Origin of the sequence: Pseudodesulfovibrio thermohalotolerans, assembly GCF_021353295.2 — a bacterium.
GTDB classification, from domain to species: Bacteria; Desulfobacterota; Desulfovibrionia; order Desulfovibrionales; family Desulfovibrionaceae; genus Pseudodesulfovibrio; species Pseudodesulfovibrio thermohalotolerans.
The window spans coordinates 1999836-2026023 of the sequence record NZ_CP120635.1 but is presented as its reverse complement, the minus strand read 5'-3'; the positions used below and the strand labels follow the sequence as shown (position 1 = coordinate 2026023).

Annotated in this window: 24 protein-coding genes; 9 read left to right on the top strand and 15 right to left on the bottom strand. The window is 57.9% G+C overall.

Annotated features, from left to right (window positions below; genetic code table 11):
- Positions 1 to 5 precede the first annotated feature (5 nt).
- The 7 genes from LF599_RS09610 to secF all read left to right on the top strand — a co-directional run bounded on the left by LF599_RS09610 (position 6) and on the right by secF (position 6813).
- Complete coding sequence (locus LF599_RS09610) at positions 6 to 452, top strand: 4Fe-4S dicluster domain-containing protein (protein ID WP_279520579.1); 447 nt, start codon at positions 6 to 8, stop codon at positions 450 to 452.
- Positions 453 to 462: 10 nt separating this feature from the next.
- Positions 463 to 1749, top strand: coding sequence for an NAD(P)/FAD-dependent oxidoreductase (locus LF599_RS09605; protein ID WP_279520578.1), 1287 nt, complete (start codon positions 463 to 465; stop codon positions 1747 to 1749).
- Positions 1750 to 1761: 12 nt separating this feature from the next.
- Entirely contained in the window at positions 1762 to 2859 is a 1098-nt protein-coding gene (locus LF599_RS09600) for a class II glutamine amidotransferase (protein WP_269943665.1), read from the top strand.
- Positions 2860 to 3621: a GltB/FmdC/FwdC-like GXGXG domain-containing protein gene (locus tag LF599_RS09595; RefSeq protein WP_279520577.1), complete on the top strand. Its 762-nt coding sequence runs from the start codon at positions 2860 to 2862 to the stop codon at positions 3619 to 3621.
- A gap of 42 nt (positions 3622 to 3663) precedes the next feature.
- Positions 3664 to 4017 (top strand): preprotein translocase subunit YajC, encoded by a 354-nt coding sequence (yajC, locus tag LF599_RS09590; protein ID WP_279520576.1) that lies wholly within the window; start codon positions 3664 to 3666, stop codon positions 4015 to 4017.
- 125 nt (positions 4018 to 4142) lie between these two features.
- Positions 4143 to 5738 (top strand): protein translocase subunit SecD, encoded by a 1596-nt coding sequence (secD, locus tag LF599_RS09585; protein ID WP_279520575.1) that lies wholly within the window; start codon positions 4143 to 4145, stop codon positions 5736 to 5738.
- Between the two features lie 10 nt (positions 5739 to 5748).
- Positions 5749 to 6813, top strand: a complete 1065-nt coding sequence (gene secF / locus LF599_RS09580) for a protein translocase subunit SecF (protein ID WP_269943666.1) — start codon at positions 5749 to 5751, stop codon at positions 6811 to 6813.
- 421 nt (positions 6814 to 7234) lie between these two features.
- Here secF and LF599_RS09575 read toward each other — a convergent pair whose 3' ends face one another.
- From LF599_RS09575 to LF599_RS09550, 6 genes are all read right to left on the bottom strand, one after another.
- Entirely contained in the window at positions 7235 to 7900 is a 666-nt protein-coding gene (locus LF599_RS09575; protein WP_279520574.1) for an adenylate kinase, read from the bottom strand.
- A 94-nt stretch (positions 7901 to 7994) separates the two neighbouring features.
- The gene (gene tilS, locus LF599_RS09570; RefSeq protein WP_269943668.1) at positions 7995 to 9005 is read right to left on the bottom strand and encodes a tRNA lysidine(34) synthetase TilS; all 1011 of its coding nucleotides are present in this window, start codon (positions 9003 to 9005) and stop codon (positions 7995 to 7997) included.
- Between the two features lies 1 nt (position 9006).
- Entirely contained in the window at positions 9007 to 9354 is a 348-nt protein-coding gene (locus LF599_RS09565) for a hypothetical protein (RefSeq protein ID WP_269943669.1), read from the bottom strand.
- Complete coding sequence (hemA, locus tag LF599_RS09560) at positions 9354 to 10724, bottom strand: glutamyl-tRNA reductase (protein ID WP_279520573.1); 1371 nt, start codon at positions 10722 to 10724, stop codon at positions 9354 to 9356. Before hemA ends, LF599_RS09565 begins: the two co-directional genes overlap by 1 nt.
- Positions 10721 to 11533, bottom strand: a complete 813-nt coding sequence (locus tag LF599_RS09555) for a cytochrome C assembly family protein (protein ID WP_269943670.1) — start codon at positions 11531 to 11533, stop codon at positions 10721 to 10723. Before LF599_RS09555 ends, hemA begins: the two co-directional genes overlap by 4 nt.
- Complete coding sequence (locus tag LF599_RS09550) at positions 11520 to 12197, bottom strand: precorrin-2 dehydrogenase/sirohydrochlorin ferrochelatase family protein (protein ID WP_269943671.1); 678 nt, start codon at positions 12195 to 12197, stop codon at positions 11520 to 11522. The genes LF599_RS09555 and LF599_RS09550 overlap by 14 nt, the downstream gene beginning before the upstream one ends.
- A gap of 104 nt (positions 12198 to 12301) precedes the next feature.
- On the opposite strand from LF599_RS09550, the gene LF599_RS09545 reads away from it, so the two are divergent.
- Both LF599_RS09545 and LF599_RS09540 read left to right on the top strand, forming a co-directional pair.
- Complete coding sequence (locus LF599_RS09545) at positions 12302 to 13552, top strand: glycosyltransferase family 9 protein (RefSeq protein ID WP_269943672.1); 1251 nt, start codon at positions 12302 to 12304, stop codon at positions 13550 to 13552.
- Positions 13553 to 13556: 4 nt separating this feature from the next.
- Positions 13557 to 14828, top strand: a complete 1272-nt coding sequence (locus LF599_RS09540; RefSeq protein WP_279520572.1) for a CgeB family protein — start codon at positions 13557 to 13559, stop codon at positions 14826 to 14828.
- A gap of 72 nt (positions 14829 to 14900) precedes the next feature.
- Here LF599_RS09540 and LF599_RS09535 read toward each other — a convergent pair whose 3' ends face one another.
- The 9 genes from LF599_RS09535 to LF599_RS09495 all read right to left on the bottom strand — a co-directional run bounded on the left by LF599_RS09535 (position 14901) and on the right by LF599_RS09495 (position 26155).
- Complete coding sequence (locus LF599_RS09535; protein WP_279520571.1) at positions 14901 to 16124, bottom strand: replication-associated recombination protein A; 1224 nt, start codon at positions 16122 to 16124, stop codon at positions 14901 to 14903.
- Positions 16121 to 16861: an RsmE family RNA methyltransferase gene (locus tag LF599_RS09530; protein ID WP_269943673.1), complete on the bottom strand. Its 741-nt coding sequence runs from the start codon at positions 16859 to 16861 to the stop codon at positions 16121 to 16123. Before LF599_RS09530 ends, LF599_RS09535 begins: the two co-directional genes overlap by 4 nt.
- Before the next feature lie 46 nt (positions 16862 to 16907).
- Entirely contained in the window at positions 16908 to 18146 is a 1239-nt protein-coding gene (lysA, locus tag LF599_RS09525; protein ID WP_279520570.1) for a diaminopimelate decarboxylase, read from the bottom strand.
- 95 nt (positions 18147 to 18241) lie between these two features.
- The gene (locus LF599_RS09520) at positions 18242 to 18688 is read right to left on the bottom strand and encodes a hypothetical protein (protein ID WP_269943674.1); all 447 of its coding nucleotides are present in this window, start codon (positions 18686 to 18688) and stop codon (positions 18242 to 18244) included.
- Positions 18689 to 18691: 3 nt separating this feature from the next.
- Positions 18692 to 21301, bottom strand: coding sequence for a DNA mismatch repair protein MutS (gene mutS / locus LF599_RS09515; protein ID WP_279520569.1), 2610 nt, complete (start codon positions 21299 to 21301; stop codon positions 18692 to 18694).
- A 45-nt stretch (positions 21302 to 21346) separates the two neighbouring features.
- Entirely contained in the window at positions 21347 to 22492 is a 1146-nt protein-coding gene (locus tag LF599_RS09510) for a tetratricopeptide repeat protein (RefSeq protein ID WP_269943675.1), read from the bottom strand.
- A gap of 8 nt (positions 22493 to 22500) precedes the next feature.
- A complete protein-coding gene (locus tag LF599_RS09505) occupies positions 22501 to 22860 on the bottom strand; it encodes a LapA family protein (protein WP_269943676.1) in 360 nt (119 codons plus the stop codon).
- A 9-nt stretch (positions 22861 to 22869) separates the two neighbouring features.
- On the bottom strand, positions 22870 to 23358 hold the full coding sequence (locus LF599_RS09500) for an HIT family protein (protein ID WP_269943677.1): 489 nt from the start codon (positions 23356 to 23358) through the stop codon (positions 22870 to 22872).
- Positions 23359 to 23476: 118 nt separating this feature from the next.
- Positions 23477 to 26155: a CBS domain-containing protein gene (locus LF599_RS09495; protein WP_319023419.1), complete on the bottom strand. Its 2679-nt coding sequence runs from the start codon at positions 26153 to 26155 to the stop codon at positions 23477 to 23479.
- Positions 26156 to 26188: the final 33 nt, after the last annotated feature.

Sequence of the window (26188 nt, the reverse complement as noted above, 5' to 3'; positions counted from 1 at the left end):
AGCGTATGAAGAGAGTCTATCCGGACAAAGAATACTGCATCGGCTGCCACCTCTGCGAGGTGGCCTGCATCACAGCACACTCCAAGTCCAAGGACCCGATCATCGCTTTCCGCGAGGAGCGGGGGAAGGATGGCCTGACCGCCTGCAAAAAAGTCTTCGAGAAAGGCGATATCTGCGTGGCCATTTCCTGCCGCCATTGCGACGAACCCTCCTGTGTGGCCGCCTGCATTTCCGGCGGCCTGCACAAGGACCCCGAGACGGGCCGCACAGTCTACGACCGTGACAAGTGCGTCGGCTGCTGGTCCTGTCTCATGGCCTGCCCTTACGGGGCCATCAAGCGGCACCCCACGGAGAACAAGATCGTCAAATGCGACCTGTGCGAAGGGCGGGAGGGCGGACCGGCCTGCGTGGCCGCCTGCCCCAACGGGGCCCTGAAATTCGAGGAGAGATAGGGAGCTGACCATGAAATACGTCATCATCGGCAACGGCATCGCCTCCATCGGTGCCATCGAGGGCATCCGCAAGGTCGACACCGAAAACGAAATCCTGGTCATCGGAGCCGAAGACGCCCCGGCATACGGCCGCCCGCTCATCTCCTACCTTTTGGCGGGCAAGATCGGACCGGACCGTCTGGCTCTCAGACCCCAGGAGTTCTACGAAAAAAGCAACGTCTCCCTGATGCTCGGCACCAAGGTCACCGGCATTGACCCCAAGGCCAAGACAGTGACCACGGATAAGGGCGACACCGTGGAATTCGAGAATCTGCTCGTCGCCACGGGCGGCATCCCGTTCACTCCGCCCATTCCGGGGTCCGACGGCGCCGACGTCTACAACTTCACCAATCTGGCGCACGCCCAGACCCTCATCTCCAAAGCCAAGGAGATCAAGAGGGCGGTAGTCATCGGCGGCGGACTTATCGGTCTCAAGGCCGGTGAATCCCTGTTTGACCGGGGCGTGGACGTGACCATACTGGAGCTGTCCCCGCGCATTCTGAGCCTCGCCTTTGACGAGAACGCGGCCTCCCTGGCGGGTTCCCGACTTGCCGAGGTCGGCCTGAATGTGCGTTGCGGCGTATCCGCCAAGGAGATTCAGCGCGATGCCGAGGGCAACCTCAAAGGCGTGCACCTGACCGACGGCGACTTCCTGCAATGCGACGTGGTGGTCATCGCCATCGGCGTGGTTCCCAACTACAACCTGGCCAAGGAGGCCGGGATCGAAGTGGACCGCGGCATCAAGGTGGACGACCACATGCGCACCAGCGCGGAAGGGATATTTGCCGCGGGCGACGTGGCTCAGGCCAAGGACCTCCTGTTCGGCGACGACCGTGTCATTCCCATTTGGACCAACGCTTACAATCAGGGATTCTGCGCGGGCAAGAACATGACCGGCACGGATGTGCCCTTCACCGGCTCCTTGTCCATGAATTCCATTTCCTTCTACGGCCTGCCGACCATTTCCGTGGGCACGGTCAATCCGCCCGAAAACGACGACGCTTACGACATGGCCGTCGCTTTGGACGAAAAGAAGAAAAGCTACCGCAAACTCGTCTTCCACAACGACCGCCTGGTCGGCTACGTGCTGGTGGGAGACATCGACATGGCGGGCATGTACACCGCCTTCGTCAAGTTCCAGATGACCGTTCCCGAGGATGCCAAGAAGCAGATCCTGGCCGGTGAGCCCGACGTGCTCATGTGGCCGGATGATTTCTTCAAGGAGACCTGGAACCCCGGCGTCGTGGAACCCGACTAGAGAGAGGATAGAATGAAAGCGCCTGAAAGATATTATGATTTCCAGAAGGATATCTCCGGCTGCGGGATATTCGGAGTCATCAACAAGAAGCGGGGCCTCATCCCCGGAGACATGCCCATCCAGGCCATGGCCTGTATGCACGACCGGGGCAACGGCCTGGGCGGCGGGTTTGCGGCTTACGGCATTTACCCCGAGCACGCCGAGAAATACTGCTTCCACATGATGTGCGACGACGATGCCGCCATCAAGGGCTCCGAGGAGATGATAAAGCAGTACTTCGACTTGCACTTCTATGAGCCCATCCCGACCCGTCGGACCTTGGCCATTCCCAATCCGCCGAAGTTCAACCGCTACTTCGTGACCGTGCCCGAAAAGCCCGAAAACGAGTTCCGCGAACTGCCGGAAGAGGATTACGTGGTGGCCGTTGTCATGAAGATCAACACCACTATCGGAGGAGCCTTCGTGGTTTCCTCGGGCAAGAACATGGGCGCCTTCAAGGGCGTGGGCTTCCCCGAGGACATCGCCGACTTCTTCCGTCTCGAAGAGTACAGCGCCTACATCTGGACCGGCCACAACCGGTTCCCGACAAACACCCCGGGCTGGTGGGGCGGAGCGCATCCGTTCACCATTCTCAACTGGTCCATCGTGCACAACGGCGAGATATCCTCCTACGGCATCAACCGCCGCTACCTGTGCGAACACGACTACCTCTGCACCATGATGACCGATACCGAGGTCGTGGCCTATGAGCTGGACATGCTCATCCGCAAACACGGCCTGTCCTGGGAAATGGCCGCCAAATGCTTCGCGCCGCCGTTTTGGGACGAAATCGAGCGTATGGGCGATGAGGAAAAGGATCTTTACACCACCTTGCGCGCCACCTACGGCCCGGCCATGCTGAACGGCCCCTTCGCCATTCTTGTGGCCGACAACAACAGGCTCATGGGCCTCAACGACCGCATCAAGCTCCGGCCTCTCCTGGTCGCCGAGAAGGACGACATGGTCTTCATGTCGAGCGAAGAATCGGCCGTGCGCGACGTCTGTCCCGATCTGGACCGCGTCTGGATGCCCAAGGCGGGCGAACCCGTCATCGTTGATCTGGAGGATTAGATGGCAGCCAAGAGAAAACAGAAGACCCTCACGGCAGGGCGGACGTACTACAAGCAGTTCAACGAGGAAATCCGCAGCCTTGTCCGGGACGGTGTGACCGACTTCATCATCAAGGAATGCAACGGCCAGCGGTACCTGGCAACAGCCCTTGACGGCGATCTCAACTTCGACATCTACGGCGTTCCCGGGCAGGATCTGGGCGCGTTCATGCGCGGGCCGAAGGTGCGCGTGCACAACAACGCGCAGGACGGCGTGGGCAACACCATGGACAACGGCCGGATCATTATCGAAGGTCTCGCCGGAGACGTCATCGGCTACGCCATGCGCGGCGGCGAGATATTCATCAAGGGCGACGTGGGCTACCGCGTCGGAATCCACATGAAGGCATACCTCGAACACCAGCCGAAAATCGTAGTCGGCGGCAAGGCGGGGGACTTCCTCGGCGAGTATATGGCCGGCGGAATTATTTTGCTCTTGGGTATGTTTTCTGATAAGCCGGATGCGCCTATTGCGGGACGGAGTCTCGGAACGGGTATGCACGGCGGCGTGATCTACGTTCGCGGCACCGTTCCCGAGGACCAGCTTGGTCCCGGTTTGACGGCCACTCCGGTGGACTCCGACGATCTCAAGGTCATCGAAGGGCTGGTCAACGAATACGCCAATGAATTGAAGCTGGACAGCAAGGCGATTTTAAGCGAGAACTTCGTGAAAATTCGTCCGTTTTCGCACAGGCCGTATGGGAACCTGTACGTCCCTTGCTAGACGGCGGGGAAGATACAACACTCATTACCTTTGGAGGAACCAATGTTCTTCGATTCCGTAGCCTATGCCATGGCTCCGCCCGCTGGCGGCGGTGAAGCAGGCGGCCTCGGCGCCATCCTCGGCGGCCCCCTGCCCATGCTGATTCTGATGTTCGCCATCTTTTACTTTCTGCTCATCCGCCCGCAGCAAAAGAAGCAGAAAGCTCACAGGTCCATGCTCGACGAACTCAAGAAGGGCGATAAGGTCTGGACCAACGGCGGCATTCTCGGCACCATCACCGATATCGATGGCGACAACCTGACCATCGAGATCGCCTCTGGCGTCAATGTCGTTATCAAGCGCGGTTTCGTTGCCGACAGGGATGGCGGCGCTCCTGCGACGGACAAGAAGAAGTAGGTTCTTGCACCAGTACCTGAGACTTCGTGCGGATCGGACCACCACGACGTGGCCCGGTCCGCGCTTGCGTTTGTCGCTGGTGTTCTCAGGTCGGTAGCAACCACTCTGTATTACAGGGAGATTTCATGCAAAGTTTGCGTTTGAGAGCCATCATCGCTCTCGCTGTCGTGCTCTTGGGACTGGCCTTCATGCTGCCGTCCCTGCCCGGCGTAAAAGACTCGTCCCTCGGCAAGATTCTGCCGGGCAAAGGGGTCAGTCTCGGCCTCGACCTCAAGGGCGGCATCCACCTGACCCTCGGCGTGGACATGAAAACGGCCATGGACAACAGCCTGGCCCGTCTGGGCGACGACCTCAAGGCTTCCGCCCGCGAGCAGGAAGTTTACATCCTGCGCCCGACCGTTCTGGATGAAAGCCAGATCGAGGTTACGCTCATCAAGGGTGAACAAAAGGACACCTTTGAAAGCGTGATCAAGGATTCCACTCCGTTCGGCATCGAGCAAAGCACTCCGCTTGAAGGCGACAAGATCAAGTACATCCTGTCCGTGTCGCCCAAGTACCGCAGCGAGATTGAAAAGCTGACCATGGAACAGGCCATCAAGACCATCCGCAACAGGATCGACCAGTTCGGCGTGGCCGAACCGGACATCCGCAAGCAGCAGGACAATCGTATTCAGGTCCAGCTGCCCGGCCTGCAGGACCCCGAACGGGCCATCAAGATCATCGGCCAGACCGCACATCTTGAATTCAAGATGGTCGACGATTCCGCCGATCTCAAGAAGGCCCAGCAGGGCATCCTGGCCCCCGGCCGCGAGTTGTCCTCGCTCCTGCACCGTCAGGCCAACGGCTCCTATACGGAATCGCCCATCGTTCTCAAGAAGGACGCGGTGCTGACCGGCGAATATGTTTCCGACGCCCAGGTCCGGCTCGACCAGTGGAACACCCCTTACGTTTCGCTGACCTTCAATGCGCGCGGCGGCAAGATCTTCACCGATCTGACCGCTGACAACGTGAACAAGCGGATGGCCATCGTCCTGGACGGCAAGGTCTATTCCGCTCCGGTCATCCGCGAGCGCATTTCGGGCGGCAGTGCCTCCATCACCGGCAACTTCACCCGTGAGGAAGCCCGCGACCTGGCGGTCGTGCTTCGCGCCGGTTCCCTGCCCGCGCCCGTGACCATCCTAGAACAGCGTTCCGTCGGCCCGTCCCTCGGACAGGAATCCATCGACAACGGCGTCATGTCCGCCATGGTGGGCATGGCTCTGGTCCTTGTCTTCATGGTCATCTACTACGGCTTCAGCGGCATGGTGGCCGACATCGTGCTGATCCTGAATATCATGCTTATCATGGGCGGTCTGGCGGCGTTCGGCGCTACCCTGACTCTGCCGGGCATTGCAGGTATCATTCTTACGATCGGTATGGCGGTCGACGCCAACGTCATCATTTACGAACGCATCCGCGAAGAACTCAGGCGCGGCCTGTCGGCCAGTCAATCCGTGGCGGAAGGATACGGCAGGGCGACCCTGACCATCCTTGACGCCAACGTGACCACGGTCATCGCCGCCATCATCCTGTACCAGTTCGGTACCGGCCCGATCCGCGGCTTCGCAGTCACCCTGACGCTCGGCATCATAACCTCCATGTTCACGGCCATCTTCGTGTCGCGCATCCTGTTCGACCTGTACCTGAAAAACCGCAGCGACAATGCGAAGCTGAGCATCTAGGGGGACGACAATGGGACTTCAAATAATCAAACCTGATACCAAGATCGATTTTGTCGGCTTAAGAAAGATAGCCTTCATTGTCTCGGCGATCCTCATTCTGTGCGGTCTCGGCTCCCTGCTCATCAAGGGCGGCCCCAAGTACGGAATCGATTTCGCCGGCGGCATGATCGTCCAGGTCAAAATTGATAAGGCCACCGACGCAGCTTCCGTCAAGGAAGCCGTCAAAGAAGTCAACCTGCCCGGCCTGGTGGTACAGTCCATCGGCCTGGAAGGCGACCACGAATACCTGATCCGCACATCCTCCTCGGACATCACTTCCGAAGAGGTTCGGACGAAGATCAACAAGGCGTTGACCGACAACCTCGGCGCAAGCTTCGAAATTCAAAGGCTCGAAATGGTCGGCCCCAAGGTGGGCGCGGACCTTCGTTCCCAGGCTCTCGAAGCCCTGTTCTACGCGGTCCTGCTCATTGCCGTGTATATCTCCGGCAGATTCGAGCAACGCTGGACAGCGGCGGCGGTCATGGCTGCGGCCCTGGGCGGGTGCGTATACGGCCTGGGCCTTCTCGGCTTGGACATGGGCTGGCTCATTCTGGCGGCTCTGTTCATCACGGTCGGCTTGTGCTGGTATCTCAAGCTGAACTACGCCCTGGGCGCGGTTGCGGCACTCATCCATGACGTGCTCATCACGGTCGGCCTGTTCTCCATCATGAACAAGGAATTCGACCTGACCATCATCGCCGCGTTGCTGACTCTTGTTGGTTACTCGCTCAACGATACCATCATTGTCTTCGACCGCATTCGCGAGAACGTCATCGCCAGGCAGGGCAGAATGCCGTTCGGCCAGATCATCAATCTGTCGGTGAACCAGACCCTGTCCCGCACTATCATGACCTCGGGCACAACGCTTCTGGTCGTGCTTTGCCTGTACATCATGGGCGGCTCCGTCATTCACGACTTCGCCTTGGCGCTGCTTATCGGCATCACCGTGGGTACCTACTCCTCGATCTTCGTGGCCAGCCCGATCCTCTACGGATTTGGCCCCAGCGAACTCAAGGCAACGGAAGAAGAAGACTAATCTACTAGTCTGGTACATAGAATTGAAAAGGGAAGGCCTCACGGTCTTCCCTTTTTTTTTATTGCGTCGACAAGGTGTCCTGTTTGGCAGAGAATTTCGCGATTCAATAACCGGAGACGACAACCCCCTTTGAAAGGAGAGTCATTTCCGGCGACGAGACGTACGCAGCATCCCTGCTCCCGACAAAGCGAAAGGGCGTGAGCATCAACGACCCGCCATAAAACGATGGATTCACGCGGCAACAGCCGAATCAACGCACTGTTTCTCGTATGACTATTCTTCAAATGTCTTCACGGATGGCGTAACAGATCACCCCTATGAAGGGGAGAGCGGGACGAATTCGGTAGGGGGGGCGCACATTATCAAAAAAGCCCCTCCGGCAGTACCGGAGGGGCTTTTTATTGTTGTCAATCGAACGAGCTTAGTCGAGCTGGCTGACCAGGTATTCCTTGATCTCGTTGATGGACTTTTCGCCATCGAGCTGAATGTACTTGAAACCGCCATCCTTCAAGTCCTTGAAGTAGTTGCAGGCGGCCATGGTGCCGGTCTTGTCATCGTAGTAGATGTCATGACGCTTGTTGATGGCATCCTCATCCTGGTCGTCTTCGCGGGCGGTCAACGCGCCGCCGCAGACACGGCACTTGTCGCCGTCGGGGGCGATGACCGGGATGCCGACGTTGTTGGGATGGTTCGGGTTGTTGGCGCAAAGACGACGACCCATGATACGGGCCTTGGCGATATCGCGGGGCAGCTTGATCTCGATAACGTAGTCGAGCTTCACGCCGTCCTTCTGCAAGGCTTCCCAAAGCTTCTCACCCTGCACCAGAGAGCGGGGGAAACCATCCAGAAGCCAACCGCTCTTGGAGTGGGACAGCACATCCAGAACCATGGGAATGGTGATATCATCAGGAACCAATTCGCCCTTGTTGATGTACTCCTTGGCCTTCAGACCGAGTTCGGTGCCGCCGCCGATGTGCTTGCGGAAGATGGCGCCGGACTCGATGTGGTCCAGGTTGTACTTTTCCTTGGCGATGTCGCCCTGGGTGCCTTTACCGGAGCCATTGGGACCGAAAATCAGAATGTTCATAATTCCTCCTGATGATGAAAAACGAAATGCCTATTGGTCATCTCGACACATTGTGCAAAAGATCACATGCTCTTATACCGCGACCGCCTGGAAGTCAATCCTTGGTGGTGAAAACCACACCTGAAACGGTTACGGTCGCAGTCTTGTCGCCAGGGAATTGAAAGACGGCATTATTCCGATGTTCCTGCCACGCCTCGTCAAGCTTGAACAACGTATCCGCTAAAGCCTGCCCCGAGCCGAGACGGTCCAGGCACGCTTTGTACAGGTGAAGCCGTTGGGCTTTGTGCAAGCCTTCAAGACGGGCATTATCCAGGATTTCACAAGCCTCGTTTTCAAGGTTGGACCAGAAATCCTGCTCAACCCGGCCAATTCGCCACAACCGGGCCACGGATTGCCAAAAGTTGGGATTTTCCCGTTCGATGAGCGGAAGAATCTCGTTGCGCACCCGATTACGGGTCATGGACGAATCGGTGTTGGAATGGTCTTCGCGCCATCGGATGCCCAATTGGGTAACGAAGGCCGCAAGCGTGGATTTGGGGATGAGCAGCAAGGGGCGAATTAAGGCGCGTTTCGGATCATACCCGGTCATACCGGACAGCCCGGGCCAGCCTGTGCCTCGAATCAGACGCATAAGCACGTCTTCGCTCAAATCGTCCAACTGATGGCCCAAGGCCACGTAATCGTAGTCGCCGGACCGGAGAAGGTCGGCGTAAAGGCGATAGCGCGCTTCGCGTCCCGCCTCTTCACATCCGATGCCGCGAGTTTCGGCCATCCGGGCCACTTCGCGCGATTCGACGACGCATTCGATGCCGAGTGTTTCGCACAGGGAGCGGGCGAAGTCAGCGTCGTCCGCAGACTCTGGACGAAGGCAGTGATCGAGATGCACCGCGCCCACGGTAAAATTCGCCCGCTTGGAAAGATAATGCAGGACCATGAGCAGGGCAGTGGAATCCACCCCGCCGGAAAAACCGACCAGAACACGGCGCCCCTCAAGATCGACCCCAAGTTCCTCTTCGACAAACCGCCCCACATAGAGACAGAAATGCGCCCACTTGGGCAAAAGGTCCTGCAGGGACGAGGGGATATCGGCAGGCGTACTGGTCATGCTAGACAGAGACTTCCAGCTCCTCGACGAACTGGTCGAGGTATTCGATCATATGCTCACGCTGGGCTGTGGTGGCGTAGGACACGCAGGAACAACGAATCTTGTTGCGGGCGCGGACGAGCAATTCAAGGCGCAGGCTGTTCTGATCCGGGGACTCGACACCCTCCAGGGCCATGAAGAAGGGGCCGCAATCGCCGAGGTGGGCCTTTTGCTCGCCCTGAAGGAGATCTTCGGGCAGAGGAAGATAATAGATGCCCTCCAAAGACCCGCGCAAACCAAGGTCGTCAAAGGCTTTGAGCACGGTTTGGTAGTCCTTGTCCGTCAGATCGTCTATGAGATATGTGCGCATTATTGTTCCTTTTTCGACACTTCAACGTACTTTTCGATCTCTTCGGGCGAACAAGTCGCCGCCTTGCGGTCCAAATGTGCGTCAGGCGGCACGGTCTCGTCGTCCAGATTGAACATACGTCGGGCCAGATCGATGAATCGGTCGGCCGATCCCTCTTCCTGGGTGCGCCGCTTGAGAAAACAGATGGGCTCGTGCAGGGACTTGTGGGCGATGGACAAAACAAGCCGCTCCAGAGAGTTTCGGGTCCTTTCGTCCACCGGACCAATCTTTTTCATGGTTTTGTGCAATTCCCGCATAGCCACATCTTCGGCCTTGCCCACCAAGTCCACGATGGTGGGTTGGATATTCAACGAGTTGAGCCACTTGCCGAATGTTACTGTTTCAAGGTCCACAACAGCGCGAGCCTTGGTGGCCTCTTCCTGGCGATGAGCCATGTTCTCGTCGACCACCTCGGTGAGATCGTCGATATCGTAAAGATAGACGTTGTCCAAAGTATTGACGTCCGGGTCGATGTCGCGGGGCACTGCGATATCGATGAAGAACATCGGCTTGTTTTTACGCTTGCGCAACACTGCCTTGACGTCCCTGGCCCGGATCACTGACACCGGAGACCCGGTGGAGGATATGACGATGTCCACCTCATGCAGCCGGTCAGGCATGTTTTCGATCTGGATGGGTTCCCCGCCCAGGCTGTCCGCAAGCTCCCTGGCTCGCGAAAGGGTGCGGTTGGCGATAATGATGTCCTGAACACCGTTCCTGAGAAGGTGCATGGCGGCAAGTTCGGCCATTTCGCCCGCGCCCACGAGCATGGCCTTGGTGGGCCTGAGATCGCCGAATATCTTACGTGCCAGTTCAACGGCAGCATAGCTGATGGAAACCGCGCTGGAGGCGATGGCTGTCTCGGTGCGGATGCGTTTGGCCACGGAGAAGGACTTGTGCAGCAGCCGGTTGATGATGGTTTTGGCTGTTCCCTTTTCCACGGCGGATCGGTAGGCGTCTTTGAGCTGTCCAAGAATCTGAGGCTCTCCCATGACCATGGAGTCGAGCGAGGAGGCCACTGAGAAAATGTGCTTTACCGCGTCCAAATCCGAATACTGATAAATATCTTCAATCAGGAGTTCAGGGGAGCCGTTGCACGCCGTGGCCCAATACTGGATCACGGCATTCATGGCCTGATCCGACGGGACGTTTTTGACCACCGCCACGATTTCCACGCGGTTGCAGGTGGAGAGCGCGAGACACTCCTGCACGGGACAGTTGGCCATAAGGCCCTGTTCGAAGTTGTCCACGTCGGTCAGGGCGAATTTTTCGCGCACTTCCACGCCCGCGGTACGGTGATTGAGGCCAATGAGAATTATCTGCTTGTTCATGGCACGGCCCTGAAGGTGATGGTGTGATGAATGAGGGAAATGCACATTCCGGCAAAGACCCAGATTGCCAGGATGGCGGGTTTGCGTCCGCGCCAGTCAAGCACCAGCCGTTGATGGAAAAGGAAGGCGTAGAGGAACCAGACAGCCAGCGAGCCGATCTTCATGATGTCCCACGCGAACGGCTTGAACGGCGCGATCAGGTACCAGAAGAACGTGGAGAAAAGTCCCAAGGTGTAAAGCGGGAAGCCTATCAGCACGGCCCAGCGGTTGACGGTATCGAACTTGTCGAGGGACGGAATGTTCTGCCCCATGCGCGCCAGCCCCTCCTTGGTTTTGAGCTTGCGATTGTAATAGATGAAGGCGGCTCCCGCGCCGAAGGCCATGATGAGAGCCCCCAGGGTCAGGACCAACGCGCCGATGTGCAGACCAAAGAAAAGGGCGGTCAAATGCGGAGGCATGACCACCTTGATGCCGCCCAGAGCCAGGGACGCGACGAACAGCAGCAGAGCGAAGGGCAGGGCGGTGATGGCGAGGTATTCAAGACGCAACCTCCACCACAAAAAGAAATACAGGGCCAGAGCGCACCAGCCAATGATGTTGAAATAGAAAGTGCCCCCGCTCAGTGCGGAGGGATCACGGCTCAGGGTGAGGGCCAGGTCCACGGTATTGAAGGAGAAACCGAGAACGGCGAGCCAAATGGCGATGCGCTTGAGCCGGTCGTTTTCCGTGAACACGGATGTCAGGAAAAGCACTGTGCCGAGCGCGTAGAGCGCAATAATCACGATATGGAGCGAATCAAACAAGCCCATCAAGCAACTCCGGGATGTTGTCGTGCAGCGGGTCGGGTAAAGATTCTTTAAGAATTTGCGCGGCCGCGTCAAGATCGCGGTTCTTCATGGCGTCGAGCAGAGCTGAGTTCACCAGGGACCGAAAGACCGCCGTGTTGTCCGCCGTGGTCAATCCCAAACCGAGCATGAGGGGTCTGATGCGCCCCATGGCGGTCAGCAAATTGGCATACTCGTCGCCGAAATTTTCCTGCAGTTCCTTGCGAATGCGCTTGGCCATGGCAGGGCTGCGGCCCGCCGTGGAGATGGCCACGGTCAAATCGCCGCGCTTGACCGTGGCAGGCACGATGAAACTGCATTTTTCGGGCTGATCCACGATATTGCAAAGAATGCCCCGATCACGGCATAGATTGCTGATGCGCCAGTTGACCTCTTCGGAGGAGGTGCAGGCGATGACCAGGAATTTGCCGTCCAGATCGTCATCGACAAACTCGCGGCAATGGAAGTCGACGTTGGGCAGGGCCAGAATAGGCGTCATTTCCGGGTCTGCGCCGCGGGTGTCGATGATGGTCACGCTGCCTGCCCCGGAGTCGACCAGGGACTGGATTTTGCGCTTGCCGACTTCGCCCGCGCCCACGACCAGGCATCCCTTGTTTTCCAGGTTCACGAAGATGGGGTAATATCGCATGGCTCTTGATAACCAATGCACGGGAACATGTAAAATGGGAAATTGCCCGGTTCTTGCAAGAATCATTGAAATTACGCTAGGATTTTGACACACGCGAACTCAACATGAAGAATTACCTCGTCATACAACTCGCCCGGTTCGGAGACCTCGTCCAGACCAAACGGCTGATAAAAACGCTTCTGGCCCGGCCGGAAGCAACGGTTCATCTTTGCCTGGACGCCTCACTGGCCCCGCTGGCCCGGCTGATTTATCCCGATGCGATCCTTCATCCGATCATGGCCCACCGTGCCGGAACGTCTGACGAAAACGCATTCCTGAAAATGCTGGATAACAATCGGCGGGTCTTTGCCGAACTCGTCGAATTGGACTTTGTCGCCATCTACAACCTCAACTTTTCCGGCTTGAATTTTCGGCTGGCCGCTCTGTTCGACCCGGGAAAAGTGGAAGGGTATGCATGGCGCAACGGCCAGGAAGTCATCGGCCACTGGCCCGCTATGGCCATGCGCTGGTCGGGTTTTCGTCGGCTTGGCATCAATCTGGTGGATTTCTGGGGAGCGTATTGCCCGGACATGCTCCCTCCCGGACAGGTCAATCCCGAGGCAACGCCCAAAGGCGGCGGAATCGGCGTGGTTCTGGCCGGTCGCGAAACCAGACGGTCTCTCCCCGCGCCGCTGCTGGCCCGGATTGCGGCCACTCTGGCCGGCTCGCGCAAGGCGCAACGTCTCGTCCTCCTGGGTGGCCGGACCGAACAGGCGGCAGGGCAGGCGGTAATCAAGGACCTGCCTGCGGCCGTGCAGCGAAACGCCGAGAATATGGCGGGCCGGACCGACTGGAAGCAACTTGTGGAAACCGTTGCCGGGTTGGACCTGCTGATAACCCCGGACACCGGAACCATGCACCTCGCCGCCCATTTGGGCACGCCGGTGGCCGCATTCTTCCTTTCTTCCGCCTGGTGCTTCGAGACAGGTCCCTACGGCCTCGGCCACATCGTTTATCAGGCCTCGACAGAGTGCTTGCCGTGCCTGGAGACCGCTCCCTGCCAGGAAAACGTCAAATGCCTGAACGGATTCGCCGATCCGGGCTTCCAGCGATTCCTGGTCACTGGAAAGCCCGGACATTCCCCGGACGGTATCCTGACCCTGCGATCGGAATTCGACGCCTTGGGACAGACCTACATTCCGATGGCCGGGCATGATCCGGACGCGCCTCGGCGCGAAGTGTTGAGACGCTTTCTTCTTCACCACCTTACGGGCGCGGAACCGCTCTTCGATGAACTTGAACAGACTTTCGCCCAACAATTATACAGGGATAAGGACTGGATGACTGCTGACACGCACTACGGGATACAGGGATAACCTAATGGAAACGCTACGTATTCTCGTTATACTGCCGCTCTACGGCGGCTCCCTGCCCATCGGCCGGTACGCGGCTTCCGCACTGAAGCAGGACGGGCATCTGATCGAAGTCTTCGAGGCTCCTGCCTTCTACCCGGCATATACCGCCCTGAGCGACCTCAAGGTGACCACCGACCGCCTGGATTATTTGCAGAATTCCTTTCTGAACGTGGTCAGCCAGTCCATTCTGGCCAAGGTGGAGACCTTCCAGCCAGATCTGGTCCTGGCCATGGCACAGGCCCCGCTCAATCAACAGGCCCTCAAAAGACTTCGACGCGACGGAGTGGCCACGGCCATGTGGTTCGTCGAGGATTACAACCTGTTCACCTACTGGAAGGCGTTCGCGCCATTGTATGACGTTTTCGCCGTGATACAGAAAGGCGCCTTTTTCGAAGACCTTGCCGCCATCGGCCAGCCGAACGCGCTCTATCTGCCGCTGGCCGCCCAACCGGACTTCCATCGGCCCATGGACCTGTCGCCCGTGGAACGGCGCAAATTTGGTTCCGAGGTCTCGTTCATGGGCGCGGGGTATCCCAACCGACGCAAGGCCTTCCGCGAACTGGTCAATTTCGATTTCAAGATATGGGGCACGGAATGGGAGGGCGACCATGTCCTCGAACCGCTCGTGCAACTCAAGGGGGCTCGCGTAACCCCGGAAGAATGCGTAAAAATCTTTAACGCGACCAAAATCAATCTCAACTTACATTCAAGCATTCAGGCCGACGAGCTGGTCACGTTCGGTGACTTCGTCAATCCGCGCACTTTCGAATTAGCCGCTTGCGGCGCGTTTCAATTGGTGGACAGACGAACCCTCATGCCGGAGGCCTTCGCGGAAAACGAACTGGCGACGTTCTCGTCCATGGATGAACTCGTTGAAAATATTGAATACTTTTCCTCGCGCCCCGAGGAGCGGCAGGCTTATGCGGACCGAGGGCGAGCCCGAGTGCTCAAAGACCATACCTATGCGCAGCGCATGAATTCCCTGCTCCGGTTCACCGCCGAACGGATTCCCGGCTGGCCCAAACCGCGCGACGCCTCTCCGATCTTCGGAGTAGACTATCCGCCCGAATTGAAGCGCAACATCCTTGATCTGTTGTCCCGGCTCGGCCTGCCCGAAGACGTGTCCTTTGAAGACTTGGTCTGGGCGGTTAGGCAGCAGCAGGGCAAGCTGAACGACCTGGATACATCCATTTTATTCCTGGATGAATGGCGCAAATTATATAAGAAAAAGTCCTGAAAAAAAACTTTAAGTGTTTCATGAAGAAAAAGCCTGGTTGAGATTCCAACCAGGCTTTTTTACAGGAATAAATTATCGTTGTTTCTTGAATTGACGCAACCAGGCATTGAGCCTCGGCTCTTCGCCCTGGTCCTTTGGGTGGTAGAACCGACGCCCCGTAAGCTCGGTGGGGAGGTAGTCCTGATCGGCCCAACTTTTGGGGAAATTATGAGGATAAAGATAACCACGCCCATAACCCCATTCCTGCTGCAAGGAACTGGTGGCGTTGCGCAGATGAAGCGGGACCGGATGCGGTCCGTTTTCGCGCACCTCTTTTTGGGCGGTCCGGTAGGAGGCATAGGTGGAATTGCTCTTGGGAGCGAGGGCAAGGTACACCGCTGTCTGCGCCATGGGGATGAATCCCTCGGGCATACCGATGGCTTCCACGGCCTGATGGCAGGCCATGGCCTGGTTCAAGGCGAACGGGTCGCCAAGTCCCACATCCTCCGAAGCGGAAATAATCAGCCTCCTGGTGACGAAACGCGGATCTTCGCCGCTTTCCAGTAGGCAGGCGAGATAATAGAGTGCCGCATCCGGGTCCGAACCGCGTATGGACTTAATCATGGCCGAGACCAATTCATAATGCGAATCGCCGTCGCGATCGCCCCGGACCACGATCTCGGGCAAGGAATCGCGCAAACATTCAGGGCATCGTTTGTCCTTGGGAAGCTCTGCGGTATATTCCAGTAAATTCAGAAGGGTGCGGGCGTCGCCACCGGCCATCGCCGCAAGCATCTTGTGGCTTTCCTCCTCAAGGTCCACGCCGAGTTCCTCGGCTCCGCGGTGGGATACGCCCATCAGTTCCTCACGGCTGAGTTGACGCAGTCGCAGGACGTGAAGGCGTGAGAGGAGCTGACGGGTGACGCTGAAGGAGGGGTTTTCCGTGGTGGTGGCGAGCAGGGTGATTTCGCCGCTCTCAAGGATGGGCAGGAAAAAGTCCTGTTGGGCCTTGGAAAACCGATGCAGCTCATCGAGAATAAGGACTTCCTGCCCCGGCAACATTTTGCGCAAAGCGGTCAGTCCGGCCTCGGGGGCGCTGACCCGCAAATATTTTTTCCCGGTCATCTGGGCCAGAAGAAGGGCCAGGGTGGACTTGCCGCAGCCGGGAGGGCCGAAAAGCAAAAGGCTCGGCATACGCTTGGACTTGGCAAAGGCCTCGATCCGGTTGCGGATGTGGCTCTGGCCCACGAAATCGTCCATGGAGACAGGCCTGATCCTGTCGGCAAGTGGGTGGCTTTCTTCTATTTCCAGTTTCATGACCTATCCTGTTCACCAAACAAGGCGAGACTAAGGCAGTAGACGGCGGCGGTCTCCCACCGCAGGATGGATGGGCCAAGCGTAACCGGGACAAAGCCGGCCTTGATAAGCCTGTCCGCTTCGGCGAAGTCAAAACCGCCTTCGGGACCGATTACTACAAGAGTGCGCCCTTTGGAAAGCATTGACGGCGACAGAGGAACGGTGACCTCTTCCGCTTCCCAGGCCAAATAGAGGTTGTCGAAATTTCCGGCACGGGAAATCAATCCATCCAAACCTCCGGGAACCGTCTCCAGATCAGGAAGGCGGACGGCTCCGCATTGCTTTGCCGCCTGGATGAATTTCTCGTTCCAGGTGGCTTTCGGATCGTCGGGCGGCGTTCCCTGGCTGCGCACGGCCCGCCAGAAGACGATCCCACGCCCCTGGAGCTCCACGGCTTTTTCCAGAAGGTAGTCGCGCCGCTTGGATTTGCCCCAGCCGATAGCCAGGGTCAACCCGCCCTCGGGCTCTGGATGCTCGGCCAGCTCAACGGCCTCCAATTCAGCGCGATTCTTTGCAATATCAAGCACCTTGAACAGTCCGTCGCGCCCTTGTCCGTCAAATAAACGGACCATCTGGTTCCGTTCCGTGCGCAGGATGGTGCCCATGTGCCGGGCCTCGGGGCCGGTGAGGATGACGGTGCCGCCGCAATTAGCAGGCCATTGGTCCACCGGCAGGAAGAAGGAGTTCAATCGCGCCATGGCAAATCCGAAAAAAAAGCCGGAGGCGAACCTCCGGCCCTTCGAGCTAGAGTTCGTTTTCTATGAGATCATCGTACGTTTCCCGTTTCCGGGCGACAATGACCTTGTCTCCATCCACCAACAGCTCGCAGGCGCGCGGCCTGGAGTTGTAGTTGGAGGACATGGTGAAGCCATAGGCTCCGGCCGAGTATAGCACCAGCCGCTCACCCTGTTCGACGGCGGGCAGCTCCCTGTCGCGGGCCAGGAAGTCGCCGGACTCGCAGATGGGGCCGACCACGTCATAGACCTTGGGCTCACGTCCCTTGGACTCGACTTCGGCGATGCGGTGATAGGAACCGTAGAGGCTCGGGCGGACCAGGTCGTTCATGGCCGCGTCCACAATGAGGAAATTCTTGGTCGGATTGGACTTGGTATAGACCACTTCCGTTACCAGGATGCCCGCGTTGCCCGCGATGACACGCCCGGGCTCAAGGATGACCTTGAGAGGCAGCCCCTTGAGTCTCTCGCTCAGCGCCTTGCCGAATTCGGCGGGGTGGGGCGGTTCCTCTTCGTTGTAGGGAATGCCCAGGCCACCGCCCAGATCGAGATACTTGATCTTGATTCCAAGCTCCCCGAGCTTTTCATAGAAGACCAGGAGCTTGTCCAGGGCCTCCAGGAACGGATCCAGGCTGGTCAACTGGGAGCCGATGTGGCAGTCCATGCCCACAGGCTCGATATGCGCGAGTTCGGCGGCCCGCTTGTAGGCCTCCATGGACAGATCAATGTCCAATCCGAACTTGTTCTTCTGCATTCCGGTAGAAATATAGGGATGGGTCTGCGGGTCCACATCCGGATTGATGCGGAAGCTGATTTGCGCGACGGTGCCCATTTCCTCCGCCACCTGGTTGATGCGTTCCAGTTCCGCCAAAGACTCGACGTTGAACATGAGAATACGCGCTTCCAGAGCCTCGCGAATCTCGGAATCCCGCTTCCCCACGCCGGAATAGACGATCCGGCCGGGATCAACACCGGCCCTAAGAGCGCGGTAGAGTTCGCCGCCGGAAACGATATCCATGCCCGCTCCTTCTTTGGCGAGCATTTTGAGCACGGACAGATTGGAGTTGGCCTTGACCGAAAAACAGGTCAGGTGGTCCAGTTCGTTGAAAGCGGAATCGAAAGCGTGGAAATGCCGCTTGAAAGTCGCGGTGGAATAAATATAAAGCGGAGTGCCGTACTGGCTTGCCAGCTCGGAAACACTGACTTCCTCGGCAAAAAGAACGCCGTCCCGATGTTCGAAATGATGCATGAGGTTCGATCTCCTGATAAAGATGTATGGGGATCAATACGCCCTAAAAAAAGATATCATCCAATACTTTTCAGATATAAAAGGAATGTCCGGCTTTAGGGCTCGGCCCGGTACACGTCGGTGTACTGCAAGGGCATGGTCGAAATTTCGTTCTTGCCGGATACCCGAAACCTGTACTCGACGCCCGGCTCAAGCCCGCAGATGCTCAACTTCAGGACATTGCCGTCCAGGTCGAATCCCTCCTGGCCGCTAGTGAAATGCTGCGCATTGCGGGGGACGAACGGACATCCGACACAGCCCTGTCCCTCGCCGTCGCCAACGGCTTCATAAAGGACACTGGCGCGCCACAGCCGTTCCTTCGCACCGCCAACGCCCACTTCGAGGACCAGACATCCATCCTGCCGCACGCCTTCAATGAGCTTGAGAGTGAAACGGTCCTCACTCCTGGTCGCCTGGGGCCACTGCTTGCGCCCCAAGGCACAGCTCGACAGCACGGTTAATCCAAAGAGGAGGAGGGCGGTGAGAATGACGAATTTACGCATGGATCAGTCCTTAATCATGTCCTTCCACTGATTGAGAAGCATAAGCGCCTGGATGGGAGTCATACCGTCCACGTCCAGGTCCGTGAGCTGGGTAATAATCGGGTGTTCGCACAACTCGCGGTCGATCTTGATGGGCGGTGCGCCGAAGCCGGGCAGCAAGGTCTGGGACGCGCGGTCAACAGCCCCTTTAGCCTGACTATCCTGCGATTTTTCTTCGAGCTTCGCAAGGATTTCCCTGGCGCGCTCCACCACGGGGCGGGGCACCCCGGCAAGACGGGCCACTTCGATGCCGTAGCTCCGATCTGCCGGTCCGGGAACAAGCCTGCGTAAAAACACGATATCCCCTTTCCACTCCTTGACCGCGATGTTGAGGTTCCGCAGTCCCTCGATCTTGCCTTCCAGGCTGGTCAATTCGTGATAATGGGTGGCGAACAGAGTGCGAACCGACCCGCCCGCGCGAGTGGACAATTCCTCGACCACGGCCCAGGCGAGCGAAAGGCCGTCGTAGGTGCTGGTGCCCCGGCCGATCTCGTCGAGAATGACCAGGCTCCGTTTGGTGGCCTGTCTCAGGATGCGCGCGGTCTCGGTCATTTCGACCATGAATGTGGAGTGCCCCTGAGCCAGATTGTCCGAAGCGCCCACCCGCGAAAAGACACGGTCCGCCAGACCGATGCGTGCGCTCCGGGCCGGAACAAAGGAGCCGATCTGCGCCATGATGGTCATGATCGCCACCTGGCGCAGCACCGTGGATTTACCTGCCATGTTCGGGCCGGTAATAAGCAGGATGCGGCGGCTCTCGTCCATTCGGAGGTCGCCGGGGATGTAGTTGGACGCGCCCATAGCCGCCTCGACCACAGGATGGCGTCCCTGCTCGATATCAATCTCAAGCCCTTCGTGCAGAACAGGCCGGGTCCATTCGTTGACCCGTGCGGCCTCGGCCAGTCCCTGCCAGTAGTCCAGCGAGGCGACCACGTCGGCCATGAACAGGAACCGGGAACGGGCCTTGGCCAGCAATTCGCGCAACTCCTGGAACAATTTGTATTCCAGGCTCTTGCGTTCTTCACTGGCGGAAATGATCCTGTCCTCAAGCTCCTTCAACTCGGGAGTGATGTACCGTTCGCTGTTGACCAGGGTCTGACGGCGGATGAAGTGGTCCGGCACCTGTCCCTTGTAGGCTTTGGAAACCTCGAAGTAATAGCCGAAAACCTTGTTGAAACCGAGCTTGAGCTTGGGAATATCGCTTTTGGCCAGCTCTGCTTGATGCAGCTCCTTGAGCCGGTCCTCGCCGTGTTCATTGAGCTCGATAAGCTCATCCAGAACCGGATCGTATCCTTTGCGGAACAGGCCGCCGTCCGTGATTACGGGCGGAGGGCTGTCCACCAGAGCGGCATCAAGCAGGGCGCACAGGTCCTCCATGGCGTCCCATTTGTTAAAGATACGCTTCAACTCCTGGGCTTGCTCCAGTGATTCCTCTTCGGCAAGAAGCTTGCGAAGTGGGGGGAGCATGGTCAAACTGCGGCGCAGGGCTATGAAATCCTTGGGATTCGCACGGCCAAGAAAAATACGGGTAGAGAGCCGTTCCAGATCGTAGACCGAATCCAGGCCGTGCCGGATGTCGCCACGCAGGCGGTCGCGTTCAAAGAGAAAAGCGACGCACTCCTGGGTCTTTTCGATGGGCGTAAGATTGCGCCACGGCTGTCGCAGGCGGGCTTCCAGCAAACGACCGCCCATCGGCGTCATGGTCCGATCCATGACCTGCCACAGGGTACCGAGGCCGGTTCTGCCGTCAAGCCTACGGAAAATCTCAAGATTGCGTTCGGTTACTTCGTCGAGGAGAAGATGCTTGCCAAGGTTGAGCGGCTTGAATTCGCCCAAATGTCCGAATTCGCCTTTCTGTGTCTGGTCCAGATAGGTAAGGAGCGCTCCGCACGCTCTGACAAGTTCATCCTTGCCCTTAAGGCCGAGGCTTTCCAGGTCCGTAACCTTCTGCATCTCCAGAACGCGGTTCCGCGCTCCGGCCAAATCGAAGAACGCGCCAGGAGCAACGGACGTAACCTGACCGGCCAGGTCAATGAACTGAGGCGGTACCTTTATCCCCTGCGGGAGAAGCAATTCGCTCGGGTCGATCTTGACCATCCATTGCCACAGCTCCGGCTCCTTGCGGCTGTATAGGCCGGACCATTGCCCCGTGGAAAAATCGAGCCAGGCGATGCCGCCGGCGTCCTTGGAGCTGTCCCAATAGAGTGCGCCGAGATAGTTGTTGGCCTTGGACTTGAGATTGGAATCCTCGACCACGGTGCCGGGGGTGAGCACGCGGGTTACGTCGCGTTTAACCAGCCCCTTGGCCTCCTTGGGGTCCTCGATCTGGTCGCAGACAGCGATCTTGTACCCCTTGTCGAGAAGCTGACTCAGGTAGGGCTCCACCGAATGGTGAGGCATACCGCACATGGGAATGGGATTTTCGTCGTTGGGATTACGGCTGGTCAGGGCGATCTGGACAGCGCGGGAAACGACCTCGGCGTCCTCGAAGAAGAGCTCGTAAAAGTCGCCCATGCGGAAAAAAAGCAGGCAGCCCGGGTTTTCCTCCTTGAAGCGGAGGTACTGCTCGAGCATAGGAGTCAGTTTTTTTTGTACCACGAGAAGGTCTGTACGCTTGTATTATTCGTTGATCTCGGTTCTGAAGGCGATGGAGTGCCAGCTATGGCAACGCGGGCAGTTGAAAAAGAGCTGATCGCGCTTCAGGCCGCAATGGCGGCAGAAGAACCTCCGGACCAGTCTGGCCCGGTCGATGAAAAAGGAAAGCTGTTCCTTGAAGAAGGGCGTCAAGGTCTGTTCGGTTCGCGACAGATCAAACAGCTCAAGCCGCGCCTGCCAGAAATCGGCGTTGAGCATGAGCGCCTTTTCAAGCCAGGGGCGGGCGTTTTCCGTGTCCTCGATGCGCAGGAGAAGCAGGGCTCCGTAATGAAGCAACAGGACGTCTGGCTCTTGGGTCTCGATGACGGGGATCACAACCTGAACGATCTTTTGATCCGGACACGTCCCAGACCACTCGTTTTCCTCGCCAAAGGAATTGACCCGGACCTTTTCCGCCTGGGCCAAGGCCTGCAGCAGCCCCTCGAAAAGAACGAAACGCAGTTCGGGTGCCACCTGCGCCAAGGCTTGGGCGAGGATATCGCCGACCTTGGCGGCATTGCCGCTCTTGTAAGCCTGGGTCATCTGCTCCAACCAAGCCTCCACCGCGCCGGGGTAGGCACGGATGGCATGGCGCAAGGCTCGATGGCCCTGAGAGACATTACCCTCGGCAAAACGATCCTTGGCCAAACGGACCAGAAAATGCGCCTGAGGCAAGGGCAGGTCGAGCTGGCCATAGGACTCGGCGGCTTTTTCGTAGTCGCCGCGTTCGGCCGTCAGGCGGGCCATTTCCCTATGAATGGAGATGGGGTCCTGTCCGAGAGAGCGAGCCTGATGAAAGGCCTTCTCCGCACGATCGAGGAAACCGGCGCGACGAAAATCCCGGCCCAGTTCGAACCAGGCACGGGCCTTGAACTCTCGGTCCAGGCCCGGCCTGACAATAAGACTGTTTCTGATTTGGATAGCGCGCTCGATCTCGCCCTGAGAGCGGTAGAGGCTGCCGAGCGCAAGATAGATTTCAACCGCTTCCGGATCGTTCTGGACGACCTTGCTGAGTTCCTCTATGGCCGCACGGGTATCCTGCACAGGCAGAGACTCCCCGTTTCCCGCGGCTCTAGTCGTATCTCTCGTGAAGCTCGGCGTCTTCTTGCGGTTGAAGATATTCCAGCCCATGACGACGCCTAGGCGTTTTCCTCTTCCTTGGTCTCGACGGAGGAGAAGGAGGTATCCGCGCTGATAGGCATGTTGCGCAGGGAGTTGAGTTCCTGTTCCAGGCTGGCCATGCGGGTGCGGCATTCCTTGAGCTTGGAAGCGCTGCGGAATTTATCCACCGCGAAATAGATCATGGTCAGCAGGGAGCCGGCCACGAATGCGGTCAGAATCAGGAACCCGAAGGGCAGGGGAATGGAATGCAGGGTGGCTACGTAAGGAATATCGAGAACCAGTACCAGGTTCTGAAGCAGGACATCATTGTTCTGGCTGAAGAACAAGATGGAAAAGACAAAAAGCACCAACAGAAACAGGACCTTGATAAAACGCATGCGGTTCTCCTAAGCTGTTATTGCATCGAACAGCGGCTTGAGACGGCTGTAGGTTGAAGACAGGTGTTCGGGGATGACCGTGGTCTCGCCGAAGACGGCCATAAACGACGCGTCCCCATTCCACCGGGGGACAATCTGAAAATGCATGTGCTGAGCGATACCGGCCCCTGCCGCCTCGCCCAGATTAAGTCCCATATTGATCCCTTGAGGGTGGAATGCCTTTTCCAGCACTTCGATGCAGCGCCTTATCCAGAGCATACAGTCTTGGGACTCTTCCAAAGTCAAATCCGTCAGGTGGCTCACATGACGGTAAGGCGTAACCATGAGGTGCCCGTTGTTGTATGGGAACTTGTTCATAATTACGAAACAATGTTCGCCGCGGGCGAGGATGCAACGCTCCTCGTCCTCACTCGTGCCCTCGGGTATGCAAAAGACGCATTCCTCGGGTTTAGGACCGAGTATATATTCAAGACGCCAAGGCGCCCACAGAACATCCATTATCCACTTCCGTTTCAATTTCATGCGGTTGAAGAATATGTTGGCGACAACCGCTCGCACATACCAACATCTTGATTTTCTACACGGCTTGCCCGTGGAGGGCAAGGGGGTAAAGCGCCTAGTCCTCGCTCTTTTCGATGAAACTCGCCGCGAGTTCCCTGTTCAATCTCTTGGCCAGATTCAATTGTTCGTGACGAGTCTCAGCACGACCGTCGATCTTGGCAATCATCAGCTTGTCCAGAATGGCCGTATAGATGGGGCCGGGCTCAATGCCGATGTTTTTGAGGTCCTTGCCGTTAACATCTATCTCAATGTATTGCAATCTTGCGAGATATTGAGAAATATTCCTCCTGATGTATTCCTTTCGGCTACGCGCCATGAGAAAGAGAACACCCTCGACCGGGACAGGGTGAAGAATCTGGTAGAGGCGGCTCAACTTGGAGCGCCCTTCCTTCCAGCCCATGAGCTTCATCAGCGCCTCGCCGATCATATCCCGGAGTTGGAAGAAATCCCGTTCTTCTTTTTGGGTGAAATGCAGCCGCTTGGTCACCTGGCCGATGTCCTCGCGTTTGATGCCCATGGTCATGCCCAGAATGTAGAGTTTCCACGGGATAACAGACGGTTCCAGATAAAGAAGTTTGTACCAATTGTGGACCTTGGCCAATTCCGTCAGAATCTGGATACGATCCCTGTCAAGGGAAAGGAGGGGATGGATGGCTTCCATGATCCCCAGTTCCTGCATACGCAGCAGGCAGGAAAGAGGGTCATCCTCATTCATGATGAGCTGCAACTCATGCATAACACGAGTCCCGGAAAGCTTGCTGAACAGCTTGAGGTTAAGGGCGTTCTTGATGAGGCGCATGGTCTGACCGCCGATCTGGAAATCGAAACGCCGCTCGAACCGTATGGCCCTCAGAATACGGGTGGGATCTTCCACGAAGCTCAGGGAATGCAGCACGCGGATGGTCCGGTTGCGGATATCCCGGTCGGCGCCGAAGAAGTCCACCAACTGGCCGAAACGCCCAGGGTTGATGCGCAAGGCCAGGGCGTTGATGGTAAAGTCGCGTCGGTACAAGTCCATCTTGATGGAGGAAAGCTCCACAGTGGGCAAGGCGGCGGGGTATTCATAGTATTCCAGTCGGGCTGTAGCCACATCCACGCGCTGGCCGTCTTCAAGGATGACCAGAGCGGTCTTGAACTTGGAATGCGCCTTGACCCGACCGCCGAGCTTCTTTGCGAAACGCTTGGCGAAAACAATGCCGTCGCCTTCAACCACCAGGTCGAGGTCAAGATTGGGCCGCCCGAGCAGTATGTCGCGCACGAAGCCGCCGACCGCATAGACCTCCCAATCCAGTTCGGCCCCCAGATCCCCGGCCTCCTTGAGCAGGTCGAGCATACGCTGTGGCAGCCGGTTCCTGGCCTGGGCGGCGATATTCCTCTCCCGGCGGCGGTCCGGCATGAGGGAGTCCGGGATACGTGCGGGCTCTTCGATCAGCATGTTCATGAGATCGGTGCGGGTGATGACCCCGACCAGGTTCTCGCCGTCCGCCACGGGAAGCATCCGTTGGCGGTTGTTCAAAATTATCTCCATGACCCGATAGAGATCGGTCTTCGATTCCACCGTCTCGAAATTCCTGGTCATGTATTCGCTCAGACCTACCTCACCCAAGTGGTGGGAGAGGGCCTTGTCCGCGATCTTGTGACCGATGATGCCAATGCATCGCATCGTGCCGCCCTTCACCACCGGCACGTCCTTGAGCCCGTAGCGGGTCATCAGCTCCACGGCGTCGGCAATGGTCTTGTTGCTCTCGATAACGACGGGAGGTCGGGACATGAGTGATTCCACCACGATCTGCGGATTGATCTGGGAATAGAAGAGGGCGAACAGGTCGTCGCGCACCTCGGCAAGGGTGCGGTCCTTGATGGTGGCCGAGGCCGCCGAATCGTGCCCGCCGCCCCCGAGAGATGCGCAGATGCGGCCGACGTTGACGTCCGGGCTTTTGGACCGGGCCACCAGATGGATACGGTCGGCCATGCGGCCCAGCGCGAAGACGACCTTGATCTTCTCCATGTCCATAAGCTTGTGGACCAGCAGGGCGAAGTCCGGAACAAACTTGTCCGTAGACATCTCGGTGATGACCACATCAATACCATGGATGTCGTAAGTCTTGGCGTTCTTGAACAATTCGCCAAGATACGTGACCTGCACGGCGGACAGATCATGAGACAGCAGGTCGGCGATGACCTCAAGATTCATGCCCTGGGACTTGAGCCAGCCAGCGGCCTCGAAATCCTCCGGAGTGGTGGTGTTGAAGCCAAAAGAGCCGGTGTCCTCGTAAATGCCGACGCCGAGCAAAGTGGCTTCCTCGGCATTGAGGGACAAGCCCTGTTCCCTTATTTCATGCACGATGATGGTAGTGGTGGAGCCCCAATCCCGGACCACGACCTTCTCGGCGGGCAAATCCTCCTCGCTGTCGGGGTGATGGTCGTAGAGATGAATGCGCAACCCATCGTTGTCCAGGACCGGCCGAACGTGGGGAATCCGCGATCGCTGCCGTGTGTCCACGACCACCAGCAGCTCCACGGACTCGGGATCAATATCCTTGAAGGGCTTGAAGTTGAAGAGATAAGTGGTGCTCTCGATAAAAAAATTGCGAAGGTTGGATTCCTGGCTGCCGGGAAAAATGAGCACTGCGCCGGGGTAGAGCTTGCTGGCCGCAACCATGGCTCCCAAGGCGTCAAAATCCGCATTGGCGTGGGCCGTGATCACGATCGGGGCCTTTATCTTTTCTGGCATGTTTTTCATTTGGTATTCTGGCGGTTGCTGAGA